Source organism: Leifsonia sp. 1010, from assembly GCF_031455295.1.
Lineage (GTDB): Bacteria > Actinomycetota > Actinomycetes > Actinomycetales > Microbacteriaceae > Leifsonia.
In genome coordinates this window covers 222,513-240,189 of sequence record NZ_JAVDSL010000002.1, presented here as the reverse complement: position 1 = coordinate 240,189, position 17,677 = coordinate 222,513, and the positions used below count along the sequence as shown (strand labels likewise).

At 70.0% G+C, this 17,677-nt stretch carries 12 protein-coding genes; 1 reads left to right on the top strand and 11 read right to left on the bottom strand.

Annotation, left to right across the window (positions count from 1 at the left end):
- Window positions 1-4 precede the first annotated feature (4 nt).
- Window positions 5-502: a DUF3515 family protein gene (locus J2Y42_RS11875; RefSeq protein WP_309858733.1), complete on the top strand. Its 498-nt coding sequence runs from the start codon at window positions 5-7 to the stop codon at window positions 500-502.
- A 25-nt stretch (window positions 503-527) separates the two neighbouring features.
- Here J2Y42_RS11875 and J2Y42_RS11870 read toward each other — a convergent pair whose 3' ends face one another.
- From J2Y42_RS11870 to J2Y42_RS11820, 11 genes are all read right to left on the bottom strand, one after another.
- A complete protein-coding gene (locus J2Y42_RS11870; protein ID WP_309858731.1) occupies window positions 528-1,622 on the bottom strand; it encodes a D-alanine--D-alanine ligase family protein in 1,095 nt (364 codons plus the stop codon).
- Window positions 1,534-2,664: an NAD(P)H-dependent glycerol-3-phosphate dehydrogenase gene (locus J2Y42_RS11865; protein WP_309858727.1), complete on the bottom strand. Its 1,131-nt coding sequence runs from the start codon at window positions 2,662-2,664 to the stop codon at window positions 1,534-1,536. Before J2Y42_RS11865 ends, J2Y42_RS11870 begins: the two co-directional genes overlap by 89 nt.
- Entirely contained in the window at window positions 2,657-3,412 is a 756-nt protein-coding gene (locus tag J2Y42_RS11860) for a 1-acyl-sn-glycerol-3-phosphate acyltransferase (RefSeq protein WP_018190654.1), read from the bottom strand. Before J2Y42_RS11860 ends, J2Y42_RS11865 begins: the two co-directional genes overlap by 8 nt.
- A gap of 87 nt (window positions 3,413-3,499) precedes the next feature.
- Entirely contained in the window at window positions 3,500-4,870 is a 1,371-nt protein-coding gene (murA, locus tag J2Y42_RS11855) for a UDP-N-acetylglucosamine 1-carboxyvinyltransferase (protein ID WP_166645316.1), read from the bottom strand.
- A complete protein-coding gene (leuD, locus tag J2Y42_RS11850; RefSeq protein WP_309858720.1) occupies window positions 4,867-5,466 on the bottom strand; it encodes a 3-isopropylmalate dehydratase small subunit in 600 nt (199 codons plus the stop codon). The genes murA and leuD overlap by 4 nt, the downstream gene beginning before the upstream one ends.
- Window positions 5,466-6,950 carry a 3-isopropylmalate dehydratase large subunit gene (leuC, locus tag J2Y42_RS11845; protein ID WP_309858716.1) on the bottom strand — a complete coding sequence of 495 codons (1,485 nt, stop codon included), beginning with the start codon at window positions 6,948-6,950 and terminating at the stop codon, window positions 5,466-5,468. Before leuC ends, leuD begins: the two co-directional genes overlap by 1 nt.
- Before the next feature lie 153 nt (window positions 6,951-7,103).
- On the bottom strand, window positions 7,104-7,598 hold the full coding sequence (locus J2Y42_RS11840) for an FHA domain-containing protein (RefSeq protein ID WP_309858713.1): 495 nt from the start codon (window positions 7,596-7,598) through the stop codon (window positions 7,104-7,106).
- 58 nt (window positions 7,599-7,656) lie between these two features.
- On the bottom strand, window positions 7,657-10,020 hold the full coding sequence (locus tag J2Y42_RS11835; RefSeq protein WP_309858711.1) for a transglutaminase-like domain-containing protein: 2,364 nt from the start codon (window positions 10,018-10,020) through the stop codon (window positions 7,657-7,659).
- A complete protein-coding gene (locus J2Y42_RS11830) occupies window positions 10,017-11,333 on the bottom strand; it encodes a DUF58 domain-containing protein (protein ID WP_309858706.1) in 1,317 nt (438 codons plus the stop codon). The genes J2Y42_RS11835 and J2Y42_RS11830 overlap by 4 nt, the downstream gene beginning before the upstream one ends.
- Before the next feature lie 53 nt (window positions 11,334-11,386).
- Complete coding sequence (locus J2Y42_RS11825; protein ID WP_309859529.1) at window positions 11,387-12,349, bottom strand: AAA family ATPase; 963 nt, start codon at window positions 12,347-12,349, stop codon at window positions 11,387-11,389.
- An 18-nt stretch (window positions 12,350-12,367) separates the two neighbouring features.
- On the bottom strand, window positions 12,368-17,641 hold the full coding sequence (locus J2Y42_RS11820) for an Ig-like domain-containing protein (protein WP_309858703.1): 5,274 nt from the start codon (window positions 17,639-17,641) through the stop codon (window positions 12,368-12,370).
- Between the last annotated feature and the right edge of the window lie 36 nt (window positions 17,642-17,677).

Sequence of the window (17,677 nt, the reverse complement as noted above, 5' to 3'; positions counted from 1 at the left end):
ACCGATGAAGTCCCGTCGCCGCGCCCTCCCGGCCGTCCTGCTCGCAGGCGCCGCCCTGCTCCTCGCGGGCTGCGCGCCCACCGTCTCCCTCGACCCCGCCGCGAACAGCAACGCGCCCGGTTGCGCCGAGATCAGCGTTCGCCTGCCCGACTCGGTCGCCGATAAGGCGAAGCGCGAGACGGATGCGCAGGCGACCGGCGCCTGGGGCGATCCGGCTGCCGTCATCCTGCGCTGCGGCGTTCCGCCGATCGGGGCGACGACGAAGCCGTGCGTCAACGTCAACGGCGTCGACTGGGTGCTCATGACGGACCCGGCCGCTAAGACGATCGTCTACCAGACCTTCGGCCGCGTGCCGGCGACGGAGGTCATCATCGACCACGTTTCGGGCGTCTCCGACTCGTCCGTGCTGCCCGAGTTCGCCAGCGCCGTCTCCACCGTCAAGCAGACGCAGAAGTGCCTGTCCACGCTCGACACCGACCCGACCGCGAGGCCGAGTCCCTGAGCCGGCCGGGTTCGCGTCCCCGCGCTCAGGCGGCGCGCGCGAGGGCGACCTGGATGAGCTCGTCGATCAGCGCCGGGTAGCTCAGCCCTGACTCCTGCCAGCATCGCGGGAACATCGAGATCGGGGTGAAGCCCGGCATGGTGTTGATCTCGTTGATGACGAAGCCGTCGGCCGTCAGGAAGAAGTCGACGCGCGCGAGCCCTTCCCCGCCGATGGCGTCGAAGCCGCGGATGGCGAGTTCGCGCATCTCGGCCAGCTGCGCGTCCGTGAGGTCGGCCGGGCAGACCAGGTCGATGCCCGGTGCGTCCAGGTACTTCGCTGCGAAGTCGTAGAAGTCGCGTCCGCTGACGACGATCTCGCCGGCGACCGACGCTCGCGCAGGCTCGCCGGGCCGTCCGCCGAGGACGGCGATCTCGACCTCGCGGCCGGTGACCATCGACTCGATGAGCACGCGGTCGTCCTCGGCCAGTGCGATCTCCATCGCGGCGTCGAGCTCCGACCAGTCCTTCACTTTCGTCACGCCGACGCTCGAACCGGCCCGGGCGGGCTTGACGAACGCGGGGAGACCCAGCTCGCGCGCGGCCTCGCGCACGGAGTCGGCGTCGGTGCTCCACTCGTAGGCGCTGACCGTCACCCAGGGCGCCACGGGGATGCCGGCCTGCTGCAGCACGGTCTTGGTGAAGTGCTTGTCCATCCCCAGGGCACTGGCGAGCACACCGCTGCCGACGTACGGAAGCCCGACGAGCTCGAGCATCCCCTGCAGGGTGCCGTCCTCTCCCCACGGGCCGTGGAGGATCGGGAACACGATGTCGACGTCGCCGAGAGACGAGCGGCCGCCGTCGCGGTCGATGACCGTCAGCTCGCGCGTTGCGACGCTGTCCGGCCACAGGATGCGCGAGCCGTTGTCTTCGACCTCTGGCAGCTTCTCGGCGTTCAGCGCGAAGAGCGATGCGTCGTCCGGCTGCAGCGTGAAGGCGCCGTCGTGCGTGATCCCGATCGGGATCACGTCGTACTTGTCGCGGTCGATCGCCTCAAGGACGCCCGCCGCCGTCGCGCAGCTGATCGAATGCTCGCTTGAGCGACCCCCAAAGAGAAGCGCGACCGCGACCTTGTCCGTCATCCGTTGTCCTTTCGCCCTGCGGCTCGTCCGAATCCGTCGTGAGATGCGGTGCGATGTCTTTCGGATCGAGCGTACCGGCGAGCACCTGGCTCACCTGACGGACGATCGGCATCTCCACCCCGCGCGCCTCGGCGAGGTGCAGGATCGGCGCGACGGACGCGAGACCCTCCGCCGTCTGGTTCATCTGCTTCACGACGTCGTGGAAGCCGTATCCCTGGCCGAGCAGCCGGCCCGCCGTGTTGTTGCGGCTCAGCGACGACTCGCACGTGGCGATCAGGTCGCCCAAGCCTGCGAGGCCGGACAGCGTCTCGGCCTGTGCGCCGTAGGCAACGGCGAAGTCCGTCATCTCGACCAGGCCGCGCGTGATGATCGACGCCTTCGTGTTCTCGCCGTAGCCGACGCCGTCCACGATGCCGATCGCGACGGCGATCAGGTTCTTCAGCACGCCCCCGAACTCCGTGCCGATGACATCGGTGTTGACGAAGCTCCGGAAGTAGCGGTTGGTCGCCGCGATGGCCACAGCCTGCGCCGTCTCCAGGCTGGCCGACGACACGACGGCCGCCGTGGGCTGCTCGCGCGCGATCTCCAGCGCCAGGTTCGGGCCGGACGCCACCGCGATGCGCTCCACGTCGATCGGCAGCCCCTGAGCGATGACCTCGCTCATCCGCAGCCCGGTGCCCTTCTCGACGCCCTTCATCAGGCTGACGACGACCGTCTCCGGACTCAGGTACGGGATCATCGCCTCGAGGTTCGAGCGGAGCGTCTGACTGGGGATGGAGACGAACACCTGCTCCGCACCGCTCATCGCCTCACCGAGGCGGCTGGTGGCACGGAGGTTCCGCGGGAGGTTGATGCCTTCGAGGTAGTCGCTGTTGCGCTTCACCTCGTTGATCTCGCGGGCGAGCTCCGGACGACGCGCCCAGAGCACGACGTCGGACCCGCCGTCGGCGAGGATCTTCGCGAACGTGGTGCCCCAGCTGCCGGCGCCGAGCACGGCGATGCGGCGGGGACGCGCGATGGGAGCCTTCACTGCTTTAGCCATCGAAGCGGCCGGTCTCCTTCTGGTTGTGCTGCGACGGATCCCAGCGCTCGGCCGGGGCCTTCTCGCCGCGCAGGTCTTCGAGCAGAGCGGTGATCGCATCCATGATGACCGCTGTCGCCTCGGTGAGCGTGGAGTTGTCGAGCGGCCTGCCGCGGAACGCCGACAGGTCGACCGGGTCGCCCACCTTGACGTCGATGGTCTTGCGCGGGAACCAGCTGATCTTCTTCGCGTAGCGCGCCATCACCTGCTGGGTTCCCCAGTGCGCGATCGGGATGACCGGGAGGTCGTGCTCGAGGGCCATCCGGGCGGCCCCGGTCTTGCCGCGCATCGGCCACATGTCCGGGTCGCGGCTGAGCGAGCCCTCGGGATAGATGACGACGATCCGTCCCTCGTCGGCGATCTTCTGCGCCGCCTCGAGCGGCGCCGAGCCGCGGGCGCTGCCTCCGCGCGAGACGGGGACCTGGCCCGACCGCCGCAGGAACCATCCCAGCACCGGAACGTGGAACAGGCTCTCCTTCGCGAGGAACCGCGGCAGCCGCCCCAGCTTCCACGCGACCATCCCGATCATGACCGGGTCGATCTCGCTGTAGTGGTTGGGCGTCAGGATGAACGCGCCGGTCCGCGGGAACTTGTCGCCGTCGACGATCCGGAAGCGGGCGAGCAGGCTCCCGATCGGCACGATGAGGCCGGCGAGAACCCAGAACACCGACGGTCTGCTCTTCTCCGAGCGCTGCTTCTTCACGGGCATAGCGGTTTCTGGCACCGTCCCATTATCGGTGACCCGGCATCCCGCACGGAGCATGCCGCACGGGATGGACCAGCCGGATGAGCCGGTTCAGCCTTCGAGGACGAAGTCGGCGCCGAGCAGCTGCAGCTTCGTGATGAAGTTCTCGTAGCCGCGGCTGATGATTCCGACGTTGCTCACGGTCGAGCGCCCCTCGGCGGTCAGGGCCGCGATCAGGTGGCTGAAGCCGCCGCGAAGGTCCGGAACCTCGATGTCGGCGCCCTTCAGCTCCACCGGGCCCATGATGACGGCCGAGTGGTTGAAGTTGCGCTGACCGAAGCGGCACGGGTGGCCGCCGAGGCACTCCTTGTGGACCTGGATCTTCGCGCCCATGTCGATGAGCGCGTCGACGAAGCCGAAACGCTGCTCGTACACGGTCTCGTGGACGATCGACACGCCGGACGCCTTAGTGAGCGCCACGACGAGCGGCTGCTGCCAGTCCGTCATGAAGCCGGGGTGCACGTCCGTCTCGATGACGACCGGCTTGAGCTCACCGCCCGGGTGGTAGAAGCGGATGCCGTCGTCGTGGATCTCGAAGGCGCCGCCGACCTTGCGGAAGACGTTGAGGAATGTGAGCATCTCGGGCTGCCGTGCGCCGCCGACGAAGATGTCGCCGCCGGTCGCGAGCGCGGCCGCAGCCCAGCTGGCGGCCTCATTGCGGTCGAACAGCGAGGTGTGGGTGTAGCCGGAGAGCGAGTCGACGCCCTCGATGCGGATCACGCGGTCGGTGTCGACCGAGATCACGGCGCCCATCTTCTGGAGCACGTTGATGAGATCCATGATCTCCGGCTCGATGGCCGCGCCCTTGAGCTCGGTGATGCCGTCCGCCCGCACGGCGGTGAGGAGCACCTGCTCCGTCGCCCCGACGCTCGGGTACGGGAGCTCCAGCTTTGCGCCGTGGAGGCCGTTCGGGGCCGTCATGCGGATGCCGCTGGGCAGCTTGTCGACGACAGCGCCGAACTTGCGCAGCACCTCGAGGTGGTAGTCGATCGGCCGGTCGCCGATGCGGCAGCCGCCGAGGTCGGGGATGAACGCCTCGCCCAGGCGGTGCAGCAGCGGGCCGCAGAACAGGATCGGGATGCGGCTGGAGCCGGCGTGCGCGTCGATGTCGGCCATGTGCGCCGACTCGACCGCGCTCGGGTCGAGCAGCAGCTCGCCCTCCTCGGCGCCGTCGGTCACCTTGACGCCGTGGACCTCGAGCAGGCCGCGCACCACGCGGACATCGGAGATGTCCGGCACATTGCGGAGCACGCTCGGGCTCTCGCCGAGGATCGCCGCGACCATGGCCTTCGTGACGAAGTTCTTGGCGCCGCGCACCTCGATGCGGCCCTCGAGGGGGCGTCCGCCGTTGATCGTGATGCGATCGCCCTTGAGGCCCACGCGTGCTCCTGCTGCCTGTGCGTCCTGAAGAAGAGATGTCAAAGTTTCACCGGGAGGGTCGTGGGCCGCCAGCTCGCGCGGCCCGATTCGTATTCGGAGATTCGCGCCTCGTCGCGCAGGGTGAGGGCGATGTCGTCCAGCCCTTCGAGCAAACGCCAGCGAGTGTAGTCGTCGATGTCGAAAGACACCTGGACCTCACCGACGGTCGCAGTCTTGGCAACCAGATCCACCGTCGCCGATATTCCCGGCTGGGCTTCGATCGCCCCCCACAGCCGCTCGGCGTCCTCTTCGGAGATGATGCCGGTCAACAGGCCCTGCTTGCCCGCGTTGCCGCGGAAGATGTCGGCGAACCGAGGGCACAGGACCACGCGGAAACCGAAGTCGCGGAGCGCCCAGACGGCATGTTCGCGTGACGAACCCGTGCCGAAATCGGGGCCCGTGACGAGCACGGTCGCGCCCTGGTACTCCGGTCGGTTGAGGATGAAGTCCGGGTCCTGGCGCCAGGCGTAGAACAGGGCGTCCTCGAAGCCGGTCTTGGTGACGCGCTTGAGGAACACCGCCGGGATGATCTGGTCGGTGTCGACGTCGGAGCGCCGGAACGGGACGGCGGTTCCGGTGACGGTCTCGAACTTCTCCATCAGGCGCCCACCTTCTCTCCGATTCGCGTGCCGGCGCCGCCATCGCGCGGCGTGTCGCCGCCTTCGGCTTCCAGGTCCCACGGGCTCGAGAGCGTTCCGCGGATCGCCGTGGCCGCCGCGACGAGCGGCGAGACCAGGTGCGTGCGGCCGCCCTTGCCCTGCCGGCCCTCGAAGTTGCGGTTGGAGGTGGAGGCGCAGCGCTCCCCCGGCGCCAGCTGGTCCGGGTTCATGCCGAGGCACATGGAGCAGCCGGCGAAACGCCACTCGCCGCCGAACTCCTCGACGATCTTGTCGATCCCCTCGGCCTCGGCTTCGATGCGGACGCGCGCCGAGCCGGGGACGACCATGACGCGGACGCCGTCCGCCTTCTTCCTGCCCTTGATGATGGACGCGAAGGCTCGGAGGTCCTCGATCCGGCTGTTCGTGCAGGAGCCCATGAACACCGCATCCACGGGGATGCTCTTCATCGGCGTGCCCGGCTGGAGGTCCATGTACTCCAGGGCGCGCTCGGCAGCGGCCCGCGCGTTGGGGTCGGCGATCGCGGCCGGGTCCGGGACGGGCTGGCTGAGCGAGACGCCCTGGCCCGGGTTGGTGCCCCAGGTGACGAACGGCTCGATCTCGTCGGCGTCGAGGTAGACCTCGGCGTCGAAGACCGCGTCGTCGTCGGTCTGGAGCGTTTTCCAGTAGGCGACGGCCTCGTCCCAGTCGGCGCCCTCCGGAGCGTGCGGACGCCCCTTCAGGTAGGCGAACGTCGTCTCGTCCGGGGCGACCATCCCGGCGCGCGCACCCGCCTCGATGGACATGTTGCAGATGGTCATCCGGCCCTCCATGGAGAGCGAGCGGATGGCGCTGCCGCGGTACTCGAGCACGTAGCCCTGGCCTCCGCCGGTGCCGATCTTGGCGATGACGGCGAGGATGATGTCCTTCGCGGTCACTCCGGGGCGCAGCTCGCCCTCGACGGTGATGGCCATGGTTTTGAACGGCTTGAGCGGGAGCGTCTGGGTGGCGAGCACGTGCTCGACCTCGCTCGTGCCGATGCCGAACGCCATGGCGCCGAACGCGCCGTGGGTGGATGTGTGCGAGTCGCCGCAGACGACGGTGATGCCCGGCATGGTGAGGCCGAGCTGCGGGCCGACGACGTGCACGATGCCCTGCTCGACGTCGCCCAGCGAGTGGAGGCGGATGCCGAACTCCTCGGCGTTGCGGCGCAGCGTCTCGATCTGGGTGCGGCTGGTCAGGTCGGCGATGGGCTTGTCGATGCCGATCGTCGGGGTGTTGTGGTCTTCTGTCGCGATGGTGAGGTCGGGGCGGCGGACCGGCCGGCCGGCCATGCGCAGGCCGTCGAAGGCCTGCGGGCTGGTGACCTCGTGGACCAGGTGCAGGTCGATGTAGATGAGGTCGGGCGAGCCGTCCTCGCCCTTGGCGACCAGGTGGTCGTTCCAGACCTTCTCGGCCAGTGTCAGTGGCCCGGTGGGGTTGCTCATGCTCTTACGAACTCCTTAGCGTGTGAACGGATCAGCCGTCGACGGACTCCGCGGCGAGAGTGGCCTGAGACTAGGACTCGCCGCGGCGGCTAAGGAGGAGAAGACCCGCGTACACGAGTGACAGGGTATCACCCGATCGCGGGCGGGCCTCTGTCAGGAGCGCTCTGCGCGGATGCTCAGGTCGCCGAGGAGCAGCTCCGCGCCGTCGGGCACGGCGGCGGGTTCTCCCGGCTGGGCGCGGGTTCCGGCGACGACGACGCCGTTGGTCGAATAGAGGTCGGTGACGGTCAGGGTGTCGCCCTCGACGACGAGCAGCGCGTGCGTCTTCGACACCGTCGAGGTCGGGTCGTCGAGCGCGATCGGCTCGGCGTCGCCGGCGTGCGCGCCTCGGGACGGGTTGCGGCCCAGGAGCACGGCCCGGGTCAGCGGCACGGCCCGGCCGCCGGGCAGGAGGAGACGCCAGACGGGCCGGTTAGGAGCGGCGGGGCCGTTCGGTCCGGGCGGCGGGGTGAAGGCGGGCAAGGCCCGGCCGGGAGCGACCGCTTCGATCCGTTCGGCGGCGGGCGCGGGCGCCGGTGTCTGCGCCGGCTGGGACGCCCGTGACGGGATGAGGCCAGGTGGCGGAACGATGAACCCGCGGTCGTCCATGCCGCCCACTATACGGAAACGGGACGACCGGTCGAGGGGTCCGCGGCGCGCGCCCGCCTCACGCGCGGCGGGCGCGTCGGTAGCGGAACGCCGCGAGCCGGGCGCGCAGCGGGCCGGCCGCCTTCGTGGCACGGGTGAGGGCGTCGTCGGCTGTCGTCCACGCATGCTGGACCCGCTCCTCGTCGACCACGCTGCCGTCGAACACCGCCGCATCGACGTGCCGGGCCAGGTCGCGGAGGCCGCCGTCCGGGACCGGGAGCTCCTGGGCGGCGGATTGCTCCTCGAGCGCGGCGGCGGCTTGGAGCCGCGTGGCACGCTCCGGGACGGCGAGCCCCAGCTCGGCGTATCCGTCGGTCAGCTCGTCCCAGGCACCGGCCGCGCGCCGGTCGGGCGGCCCGGCGCTCTCGCGCTTGCGCCGTCGCCGACGTTTGAGTCCGGCGATGATCAGCAGGGGGATGAAGTAGGCCAGCAGCGGGATCCCGATGACCCCGAGCACCACCCACGCCCAGACCGGCAGACGGAACGCCGACGCCTTGTCTTTCGGGTCGTTGTCCTTCGTCTTGACGGGCGTCAGGAGGTCTTCGGCGCGCGGATCGGCGGGCGGCGGCTGCCGGACCTGCGGCTGCGGCTCGAGCTTCGGCTTCGTGGTCTGGTTCTTCGGCGCATCCGTCTTGGTCGGCGTCGGGAAGAACGGCACCCATCCGACGCCCTCGAAGGCGACCTCGTCCCAGGCGGTCACGTCATCGCCGGTGACCGTGGTGGTGCTGCCCGAGACCTTCGGCGCGAAGCCCATCACGACGCGGGTCGGGTAGCCGAGCCGTCGGGCCATGAGCGCGAAGGCGCTCGCGTACTGCTCCTGGTCGCCGACCATCGGCGACTTGGAGAGCAGGTCGGTCATGCGGTCGGCGCCCTGACCGGCGCGCGAGGGAACCGGGTCGGACGCCCGCCCGTGGCTGAGGTAGCCGAGCGACTTGAGCGACCGCTCGATGTTTCGCAGCTTCTGGATGGCCGTGTCGGCGGATCCGGCGTACTCCTCGGCTTTCGCCGACACCACGTCGGGGACGTTGGTGACCGACGGGAGTGTCAGCTTGGCCGGCGGGACCTTGGCGAGCGCCCGGTCGTTCGGGATCTTCTGCGCGGTCGCCCCGACCGTATAGGCGAGGCCGTTGCGCACGCCACTCGTGACGGCCGCCGTTCCCGTCGCGGTGTTGACGCGCACCGTCGATGTCGGGTCCTGGCCGGTGTGCGCGTCGAACGTGAGCGTGTTCGTGTAGCCGAGGGTCGGCAGCCACACGTCCGAGTAGCCGAGGACGTCGATGGCGGCGGTCGACGACGCACCGGGCGTGAACACCGGTGGCCGCGGGATGGTGCTGCCGAGCAGCTCGAACGCGCCGGACGCATCGCTGTCGCTCCCCGGGGACGCGACGGACCAGACCACGCCGTCGTAGCTGTCCATGGTGGCGAGCCGGATCACCTGGCCCTGTTTGAGTCCGGTGACGGTGAAGAGCTTGGTCTTCTGCAGTTCTTTCGTGTACTTCCGGAACCCGGCCAGAGGGCTCGGATAGTCGAGCGGATCGAACGGCGGCGTGATCTCGTCGCGCACGACGAATCGCGAGGCGGCCGGCGGCGCGAGCACCGACCCCGCCAGCGCTCCGACGAGCACCGCACCGAGCACGACCGCGGCGCCCCCGAGCACCCGGCTGCGCCGGACCCCGGAGTCGGTCTCGACACGGTCTCGCGCGAAGCGCGCGCGACGCCAGGCGAGCCACACGAGAGCCACCCCTGCGAACAGGACGCCGCGTATCCCGGCGAAGAACGCATCCCGGGTACCGAGCAGAATGGCCGCGAGCAGCAGCAGCGCCGGCCCGGCGAGCAGTACGGCCGCGCGACCCGAGGACGGACGCCGCACGCGCGGCAGCCAGCGGACGGCGAGGGTGACGGACACCAGGGTGACCAGCCACCCGGCGACGTAGGGCACCACCGCGACGTACGGAGGCGCCTCGAGCGGAGCCTGCAGGGTCACCGCGTCGGACCAGCCGAACACAGCGCCGATGACCAGGTCGGAAAGACTGTCGAGCGACGGCAGGACCCCGTACAGCGCCTGGCCGGGAAGCGCGAGCGGCGTGCCGAACAGGAAGTAGGCGGCCAGCGCGATGACGGTGGTCAGCGGCCAGGACAGTCGCAGCAACCGGCCGAGCAGCGCGACTCCCCCGCCCACCACGATGCCGCCGATCGCCGCCGGAGCGAAAGCATAGTGCCCGAACGCCGGCTCGAATCCGGCGACCGCGAGCAGGCTGAGGCCGGTGAGGACGGCGACGTCGATCCATGTCGTGCGCGAAAGGGAGTCGAAGAGCGGTGTCGTCGCGGCCGCCGTGCGCGCGTCCCGTCGCCGGTCGGACCCTGTGCCCGTCGCCGCGCTCATCGACCGGCTCGCTTCAGCAGGGACGGCAACTCGGGCAGAGCGGAGACGGTGATCAGCATCGAGCGCCCGAGCCGGGTCAGGCGCGGCTCTGCGGCCTCGTCGACCCGGATCACGATGGTCTCCGTGTCGGCCGACCACAGCGCGGACGCGCCGCGAAGCTCGGCCGCGTCGACCTGTGATCCGACCACGGTGACTGCGAGGCTCGGAGCGGGCAGGCGCAGGGTGGCCTGGCGCAGGAACTCGCGCAGGGTGGGGTGCGCGCCATCCACCGACTGGATGCGGCAGGAGTCGTCGAGCAGGGCGGTCGGCGTCTCGGCGCGCATCGGTCCGCCCTGCCACAGGGCGCGGATTTCGGTCTCCTCGCGGATCACCTGGCAGCCGACCGAGGCGAGGACGGAGACGCCGAGCTCGAATTCGTCGTCCGAGGCGAAGTGCGAGCGCTCGGCGTCGAACGCCAGCAGCAGCTGCGAGCGGCGGGTCTCCTGGTACTGCCGGACCATCAGCTGCCCCGTCCGTGCGGACGTCCGCCAGTGCACGTTCCGGATGTCGTCGCCCGGCTCGTAGGTGCGCAGGGCGTGGAATGCGAGGTCGCTGTCGGTGATGACCTTGGTGGTCTGCCCCTCGAGGTCGCGGACGAGACCGCGGGCCGTTGCGGCGAGCCGCACCGTCTTCGGGTGGACGAACAGCTCGATCTGCTCGGTCCACTGGTTCGTACGGCGCAGCAGCCCCAACTGGTCACCGCGCACGGACAGCGCGGGGCCGGCCAGGATGAGTGCCCGCCGCTCGGTGGGCACGGCGAACAGCTCTTCGGTCTCGGCCCCGGGGGCGAGCCGCGGGATGGTGAAGTCGGCCTGTCCCTCGCCGACGGGCAGCTCCATCCGCGTCGGCAGGACCGGCCGCGATCCGCTGTTGGCGACGGTCAGCCGTCCGAGAGCCCTGCCGCCGGCGACCACGCGACGCGGGTTCAGCTCGATTCCGGCCCGGTATGTCGAGCGGCCGAAGACGAAGGCGGCCGCGATCACGAACGCGGCAAGCAGCGTGGCCGCGATGTAGACGAACTCCGCCCATCCGAGCCACACCGCCAGGACGATGGAGGCCGCTGCGCTGGCGAGCACGATCCAGCCGAGGGTGCTGACAACGCCGACGACCGGCGCTATGCGGCGACCGACCGCACGACCGAGGGGCGCGACCCGCGAGGTCACCGCTCCGGCCGCGCGCGCGACCGCGCCGCCGACGAGCTCCGCCGCGATGCGCGCCTGATCGGCGCCGGGCGTGCGACGACGCCGTCCGCGAGCGGGGCTGTCGGTGGTCATGGCTGCAGAATCCTGTCGGGTCGGTCGGGACGGAGAAACGAAGGCGAGGAGGCTCAGGCTGCCCGATAGGCGGGCGGTGTGGCCGAGGCGACGGCCCGCTCGACGATGTCGGCCGCTGTCACCCCCGCGAATTCCGACTCCGGGTCGACGATGACGCGGTGAGCGAGCACCGGCTGGGCCAGGTCGCGGATGTCGTCCGGCGTCACGAAGGTGCGCCCGGCCGAGATCGCCCACGTCTTCGCCGCACGTGCCAGCGCCAGGGCGCCGCGGATGCTCACGCCGAGCGCCGCATCCTTGTCGTCGCGGGTCGCGGTGACGATCTCGCTGAGGTACCCCATGACGCTGGCATCGGTGTGCACCTCGGACGCCAGCTGGGCGAGCGTCGTGACGGAGTCGGACGCGATGATCGGTCGCACGGCCGACGCGCGGGAGCGGTTCGACGAGTCGAGCAGCAGGTCGACGGTCGTCGCGTGGTCCGGGTAGCCGAGCGAGGTCTTGATCAGGAAGCGGTCGAGCTGCGCCTCGGGCAGCGAGTACGTTCCAGCCTGCTCGACCGGGTTCTGCGTCGCGATCACGATGAACGGCGCGCCGACGGGATGGCCGACGCCGTCCACCGTCACGACGCCCTCCTCCATCACCTCGAGCAGCGCGGACTGCGTCTTCGGGCTCGCCCGGTTGATCTCGTCTGCGAGCACCACCGACGCGAAGATCGGTCCGGGATGGAACTCGAACCGGCCGCTGGACTGGTCGTAGATCGTGACGCCCGTGACGTCGGACGGCAGCAGGTCCGGGGTGAACTGGATGCGCGACTGCGTGCCCTCGACCGTGTTGGCGAGCGCTTTGGCGAGCACCGTCTTGCCGGTACCCGGCACGTCTTCGAGCAGCACGTGGCCGCCGGAGAGCATGGCCGTGATCACCAGGCGGATGCTGTGTTCCTTGCCGAGGATCGCCTTATCGACGTTCGCCACCAACTGCGTGAACGCCCCGGCGAACCAGTCCGCCTGCTCCTGTGTCACTGCCACTGCTGCATCTCCTTACTTGGACCAGTCCTGAACACTGCTCTGCTCGCCGTTCACGACCACGTACGCTCCCGGATAGCCGCACCACGGCTCGATGTCGCTTCCGGCGTTGCCGTGGTAGTGGCCGTAGCCGCTCCCGTCGGTCGAGATCGACCGCGTCGACAACGTCCCTCCATTGCAGTGCACCTGCATGCTGAACGTGCGGTTCGCGGGGAAATTGTGGAGAGTCACGTCGTACGTGTAGCTGTGGACGAATCCAGGCTTGAGGTCGCCCTTCTTCAGGTCGATCGAGGGAGCCGGCGGCGGCGGATCCTTGACCTCGACGCTGCCGGAGGTCGCGTGCGGCCCCTCCTTGCCGCCCGGGTTCGACGCATAGATCTCGAAGGAGTACGTCCCCGCGCCCTTGTTGTTCGCCTTGGCACTCGTACTGGTCGTCGTCTGCCACGACCCGCCGCTGAGACGGTAGTGGTACGTCGCCTGGCCGCCACCCGTCCCGTTCGGGTCCGAGAGCGCGTTCCAGCTCATCGTCAGGTCGCTCGGGGCGTTCCCGCTGCTCTTAATAGAGAGTCCGCCCACCTTCGTCGGATTGCCGTACGGGGTGACCGGCGTGCTTCCGGCCGACTCGTCACTCCATCCGTCCGCGTTCTGCGCCCGCACGGTGAACGAGTACGACTTGCCGTTCGTCAGGCCGCCGATGGTCACATCCCCGACGGAGGCCGTGGTCATTGTGTGCCCGGCGCCGTCCGTCACCTCGTACTGCGTGATCGGCTTCCCGTTGTCGGCCGGCGCCTTGATGGATACGGTGACCTTCCCGTCGCTCGCGCGCGGGTTCGAGGGCGCACTGGGCTTCGACGGGACGTCGTGGATGGTCACGCGCAGCTGCCCGATGGCCGACGCGGTGCGCTTCGGGTCCTTGGTCGCATCCTCGACGTGGTAGACCACGTTCACCGCACCGATCGCGGCCCCGGAGGACGCGCTGACGCTGATCGAGGACCCGGTGTGCGTGACCGTCACCCCGGCCGGCGCACTCTGCGCTGTCGCGTCGGTGATCGTCAGCGGCTGCCCCGGGAACGGGTTGACCCACTGGGCGTCGCTCGACGCGCCCGTGACCGTCGCGGTGTCCCCGCGCTTGACCTCGGCCGTCTGCGGCGGGTTCTTCTGCGTGGCGACCAGCCTGCTCGAGCTCACCACCTGCACGTTCACCGTGCCGGAGATCGTGTGCGTCCCCGAGCTGATCGTCACCGCGACCGTCGCCGTCTCCCCTGCCTGCACGCCTAGCGGCGCCGACAGGGTCAGCGTCGACCCGCTCAAGGCCGACTGGATCTTCGAGTTGGACGACGTGCCGCCCGAGTACGTCAGCTTGTTGAGGATCTCGGGGTTCGGGTGGAAGCTCGACGCCCGCAGGTCGACCGACAGCGGCGCCTCCCCCGGCTCGATCTTCTCGCTGGGCGAGGTGAACGTCGGCGCGACGTCGGACTGGTCCGGTTCCCCGACCGTGATCGGAAGGACCAGCGTGGTGATGCGGTCCGAACTCTGGCCGGCCTCCCGTCCGTCGTTCACCTTGAAGGTGAGCGCCGCCGGTCCCCGGTATCCCTTCGCCGCCGTGAAGGTCAGCGTCTGCTCGTCGCCGTACGACGATCCGCCCGAGCTGTTGGTGGCGCTGACGCCGGAAGCGCCGGTGAGCTTGTAGTCGCGGCCGGACGGGACGGTGAGGATGTCGGACAGCTTCCAGCTCTTCGACCCGTCGGCCTGCACGATCTGCTGCGGCAGGCCGTCCCTGACCCGCGGCGGGGCCGTCGCGTCGCCCTTCGGCGGGACCACGATGAACGCGGTGCCCTTCAGCCCGGTCACCGTGTCGGTCAGCGTGTAGGCGATCGCGATCCGCTGCTCGCCGGGCTTCACGGTGATGGAGCCGTCCTGGCCGACGTCGGCGGCGGAGGCGTTCGGCCCGGTGACCTCGACCTTCAGGTCGTCCACGAGTCCGGACGGGTTGGTCGCGCCCTGGAGCGCGTTCACCTTGACGCTCTGCTTGTTCGCCACCTCGTCCGGCTCCAGGACGTGGTCCACCGCGGTCGGCGGCACATCCTTGGCGTTCGGGGTCACGGTGACCTGGATGAACGCGCTGGCGACGCCGCCCTGCCCGTTGGTGATCTGATAGCGCACGACGAACGAGCCTTCGTCCTTCGGAGCCGTGACGAGCACGATCTTGCCGTGCACGGACGCCTTGAGGCCCTCGTCCACCTGCAGCAGCTTCTTCTGCAGCGCGATCGCGTACCCGTTCGGGTCGGAGTCGTTGTCGAGTACGGGTACCGCGATGGTCCGGCCCGGCTTCACCTGCACCGGATCGTTGACCGCGATCGGCGGCCGCACCTGGCTCGGGCGCGGGATGACGGCGATCGACACCGTGCCTGTCGCCGTCTTCCCGTACGTGTCTTTCACCTGATACGTGAACGTGTCGGTCCCGGCCGAGTCGGGATACGCCTCATAGGTGAAGGATCGGCTGGTGGAGTCGGAGATCCGGCCGAGCGTCGGCTGCGTCGCGAGTCCCGAGAGCGAGACCGAGTCGCCGTCCGGGTCGATGCCGTCGAGCGGGACCTCCACCGGCACGGACGAGCCGGCGAAGGCACGCACGGTGAGCGGCTGCGGCTGCGGCGCACGGTCGGAGCCCCTCTCCGGGGCGCCGACGACGAAGGTCACGGTCGCCTGCGCCTTCTGGCCGTACTTGTCGGTGATCCCGTAGACCACGTTGTACTGGCCGGGCGTCGTCGGCGCCTGGTAGCGGACGGACTCGCCGCTGACGAAGGCGGTCGCGCCCTGGCCGGCACCGCTTTCGTCGCGCAGCTGCGTGTCGAGGGTGAAGGGGGCGTTGTCGGGCGAGTAGTCGTTCTCCATCACGGCCACGGTCGCGACATCGCCTGCTCGGACCGGCACCTGGTCGTCGACGGCGACCGGCGGCTGGTGCTGCACCAGCGGAGGGACGGGGACGACGGTGATGCCGGCGGTCGCCTCGTTGATCCCGTCCGAGACGACGTAGGAGAGCTGCACCTGCTGGGTGAGCACGGTCGGCGCCGTGACCTTGACCACGGCGTTGTCGAGCACCTCCACATTGAGGTCCTCGGCGCCCTTGCCGACCGACACGGATCGCACGGCGAGCACGCGGCCGGACGGCGAGACGTCGTTCTCGAGGACGGCGACGGAGGTGGGCTCTCCGGGCCGGACGTAGGCCTTGTCGGTCACGGCGATCGGCGGAGCCTCGCTCGCACCCTGCGGCGCGATGTCGACGCGCGCGAGCCCCGTCGTCGTCTTGGGCCCGGCTCCGAGCGTGTAGACGAGGTAGTACTCCCCCGGCGCGTTGCTGCGGACGGTGATCGTGCCCCGCGAGCTGTCCGCGGTGACCTGGGCGCCGCTCCCGCCGTCGAGGCCCGCGCCGACCAGCGACAGGGGCTCACCCGACGGCGACTGGTCGTTGTCGAGGGGATGCAGCACCACCGGACGACCGGTGAACCCGTCGGCGAAGTCCGTCACGGCGACCGGGTCGAGCGTCCCCGCGGGTTTCACCGTCACGATCAGGCTGCCCGTCGCCGAGGCGCGGCCGTCGGAGATGGTGACGCGCACCTCCTTGGAGCCCGCCTGCCCGGTCTTGCTGGTGAAGGTGACGTCGCCGTTGGGCTTGAACCGCACGTCGTCCTCGGTGGTCGCGGAGGCGGCGACCAGGCTGAGGTCGTCGCCGTCCGGATCCGTCCAGTCGTTCAGCACGTTATAGGTGACCGACTGGCCGACCTCGGTCTGGGCCGTGCTCGACCGGGTGGATGCGGGAGCCTCGTTCACGGCGGGCTGCTTGAGCGTCGCATCCACCTGGGCGGATGACGTTCCGCCGCGGCCATCGTCGACCGAGTAGCGGAACGAGATCGTGCCGCTCAGGCCGTCCTTCGGCGTGAACTGGATGGCGCGGCCGCCCTCGACGAGCTGCAGCACGCCCTGATCCACCGGGATCGCCGACACGTCCGAGATCGTCAGGACGTCGCCGTCCGGATCCGTGTCGTTCGTGAGCACGTGGAGCACTGTGGATCGGCCCGGGCGCACGCCATAGGTGTCGTTCACGGCGATCGGCGGCCGGTTCTGATCGGTCCGCTGCGCCAGGGTGTCGGCGAAGGACTGCACGACCGGCTTCTCCTCGCCGGTCTCGCCCTGCACGGTGGTGTCGTTCGGCTTCAGCTGCGCCCAGTTCTGCACCAGACGCATGTTGGAGGAGACGACCCACGCGTTGCCGTCGCGCAGGTTGTTCAGCGCGATGACGCCGTGGTTGACACGGAACTCGAGGTCGTCGCCCGCGACCGGCTGGTCGATGTCGATGCCGACCGGTTTCTTGCCGTCGCACGCGTAGAGGTAGCGGCCGGAGCCGGACCACGCGCCGTACGAGCAGGCGCCGAGACGCACGGGGGCCGACACCGCGTCAGCGCCGCCCTTCGAGGTCGCGCCGGCCGGGCTCGCGGTTACGGTCCCGCCGCCGAGCGGGACGCTCAGGAGGCTGTTCGCCGTGGCGACGACGGCGGCCCGGTCGTCGGGCCCGGGCTGCTGCAACCGGAGTCCCTTGGCGGGAAGGTCGACCGTCGTGCCGCCACCGGTGATCATCCGGTTGCGCTGCGTGTCGAGCACGACCGCCTGGTCGCCCACGGCGCTCACCTGGAACGCGCCGGGCACCGCGAAGTCGCGGGTCTCCGGCTTCGCGCCGGGCCCGTCGACCGTGATCAGCCGCTTGCCCTTCGGCGCGACCACGAACGTCGTGCCCGACTTCGCGACGGCGAGCTTCGCGCCGGCTCCCGCCTTCACGACCGGCTTGGTCTTGGTCTTGTCGAAGTCGAGGCGGCCCGACGCATCCAGCACCCAGAGGTTGCCGTTCGGCGCGAGCACGGAGAGCGTCGTCCCGCCGTAGCCGACCTGCGAGTCCTCCGGAACCTGGATGCGTCCCCCGAGCGAGACGAAGGCCGGGTCGATCCTGTCCACGGTTCCGTGGGGGAGGTCGGTGAGGAAGTACGCGGATCCGTCCTGCAGGACGTCCAGATCGGCGCTCGCGCCCGTGACCGCGGCATCCAGCTCGTCGATCTGGTGGTTGAGCCGACCGCCGAGCAGCTTCTCGCCGTTGGTGACCCAGACGTCGCGGGTGTCGAGCTCGACCGCGTTGACGGGGAAGCCCTTGTGGAGGACGGCGATCGTCAGCGGGACCCCCGCGACGACCGCGAGTGCGGTGATCACGGCGGCGGTCTTCCGCTGCCGGAACCACGCACTCACTGAAACCAAGACTCTGCAATCCCTCGGGCCGGAAAA

Coding starts and splice junctions, on each gene's coding strand:
- J2Y42_RS11875 (WP_309858733.1), top strand. CDS start 5: ATGAAGTCCCGTCGCCGCGCCCTCCCGGCCGTCCTGCTCGCAGGCGCC.
- J2Y42_RS11870 (WP_309858731.1), bottom strand. CDS start 1,622: ATGACGGACAAGGTCGCGGTCGCGCTTCTCTTTGGGGGTCGCTCAAGC.
- J2Y42_RS11865 (WP_309858727.1), bottom strand. CDS start 2,664: ATGGCTAAAGCAGTGAAGGCTCCCATCGCGCGTCCCCGCCGCATCGCC.
- J2Y42_RS11860 (WP_018190654.1), bottom strand. CDS start 3,412: ATGCCCGTGAAGAAGCAGCGCTCGGAGAAGAGCAGACCGTCGGTGTTC.
- leuD (WP_309858720.1), bottom strand. CDS start 5,466: ATGGAGAAGTTCGAGACCGTCACCGGAACCGCCGTCCCGTTCCGGCGC.
- leuC (WP_309858716.1), bottom strand. CDS start 6,950: ATGAGCAACCCCACCGGGCCACTGACACTGGCCGAGAAGGTCTGGAAC.
- J2Y42_RS11840 (WP_309858713.1), bottom strand. CDS start 7,598: ATGGACGACCGCGGGTTCATCGTTCCGCCACCTGGCCTCATCCCGTCA.
- J2Y42_RS11835 (WP_309858711.1), bottom strand. CDS start 10,020: ATGAGCGCGGCGACGGGCACAGGGTCCGACCGGCGACGGGACGCGCGC.
- J2Y42_RS11830 (WP_309858706.1), bottom strand. CDS start 11,333: ATGACCACCGACAGCCCCGCTCGCGGACGGCGTCGTCGCACGCCCGGC.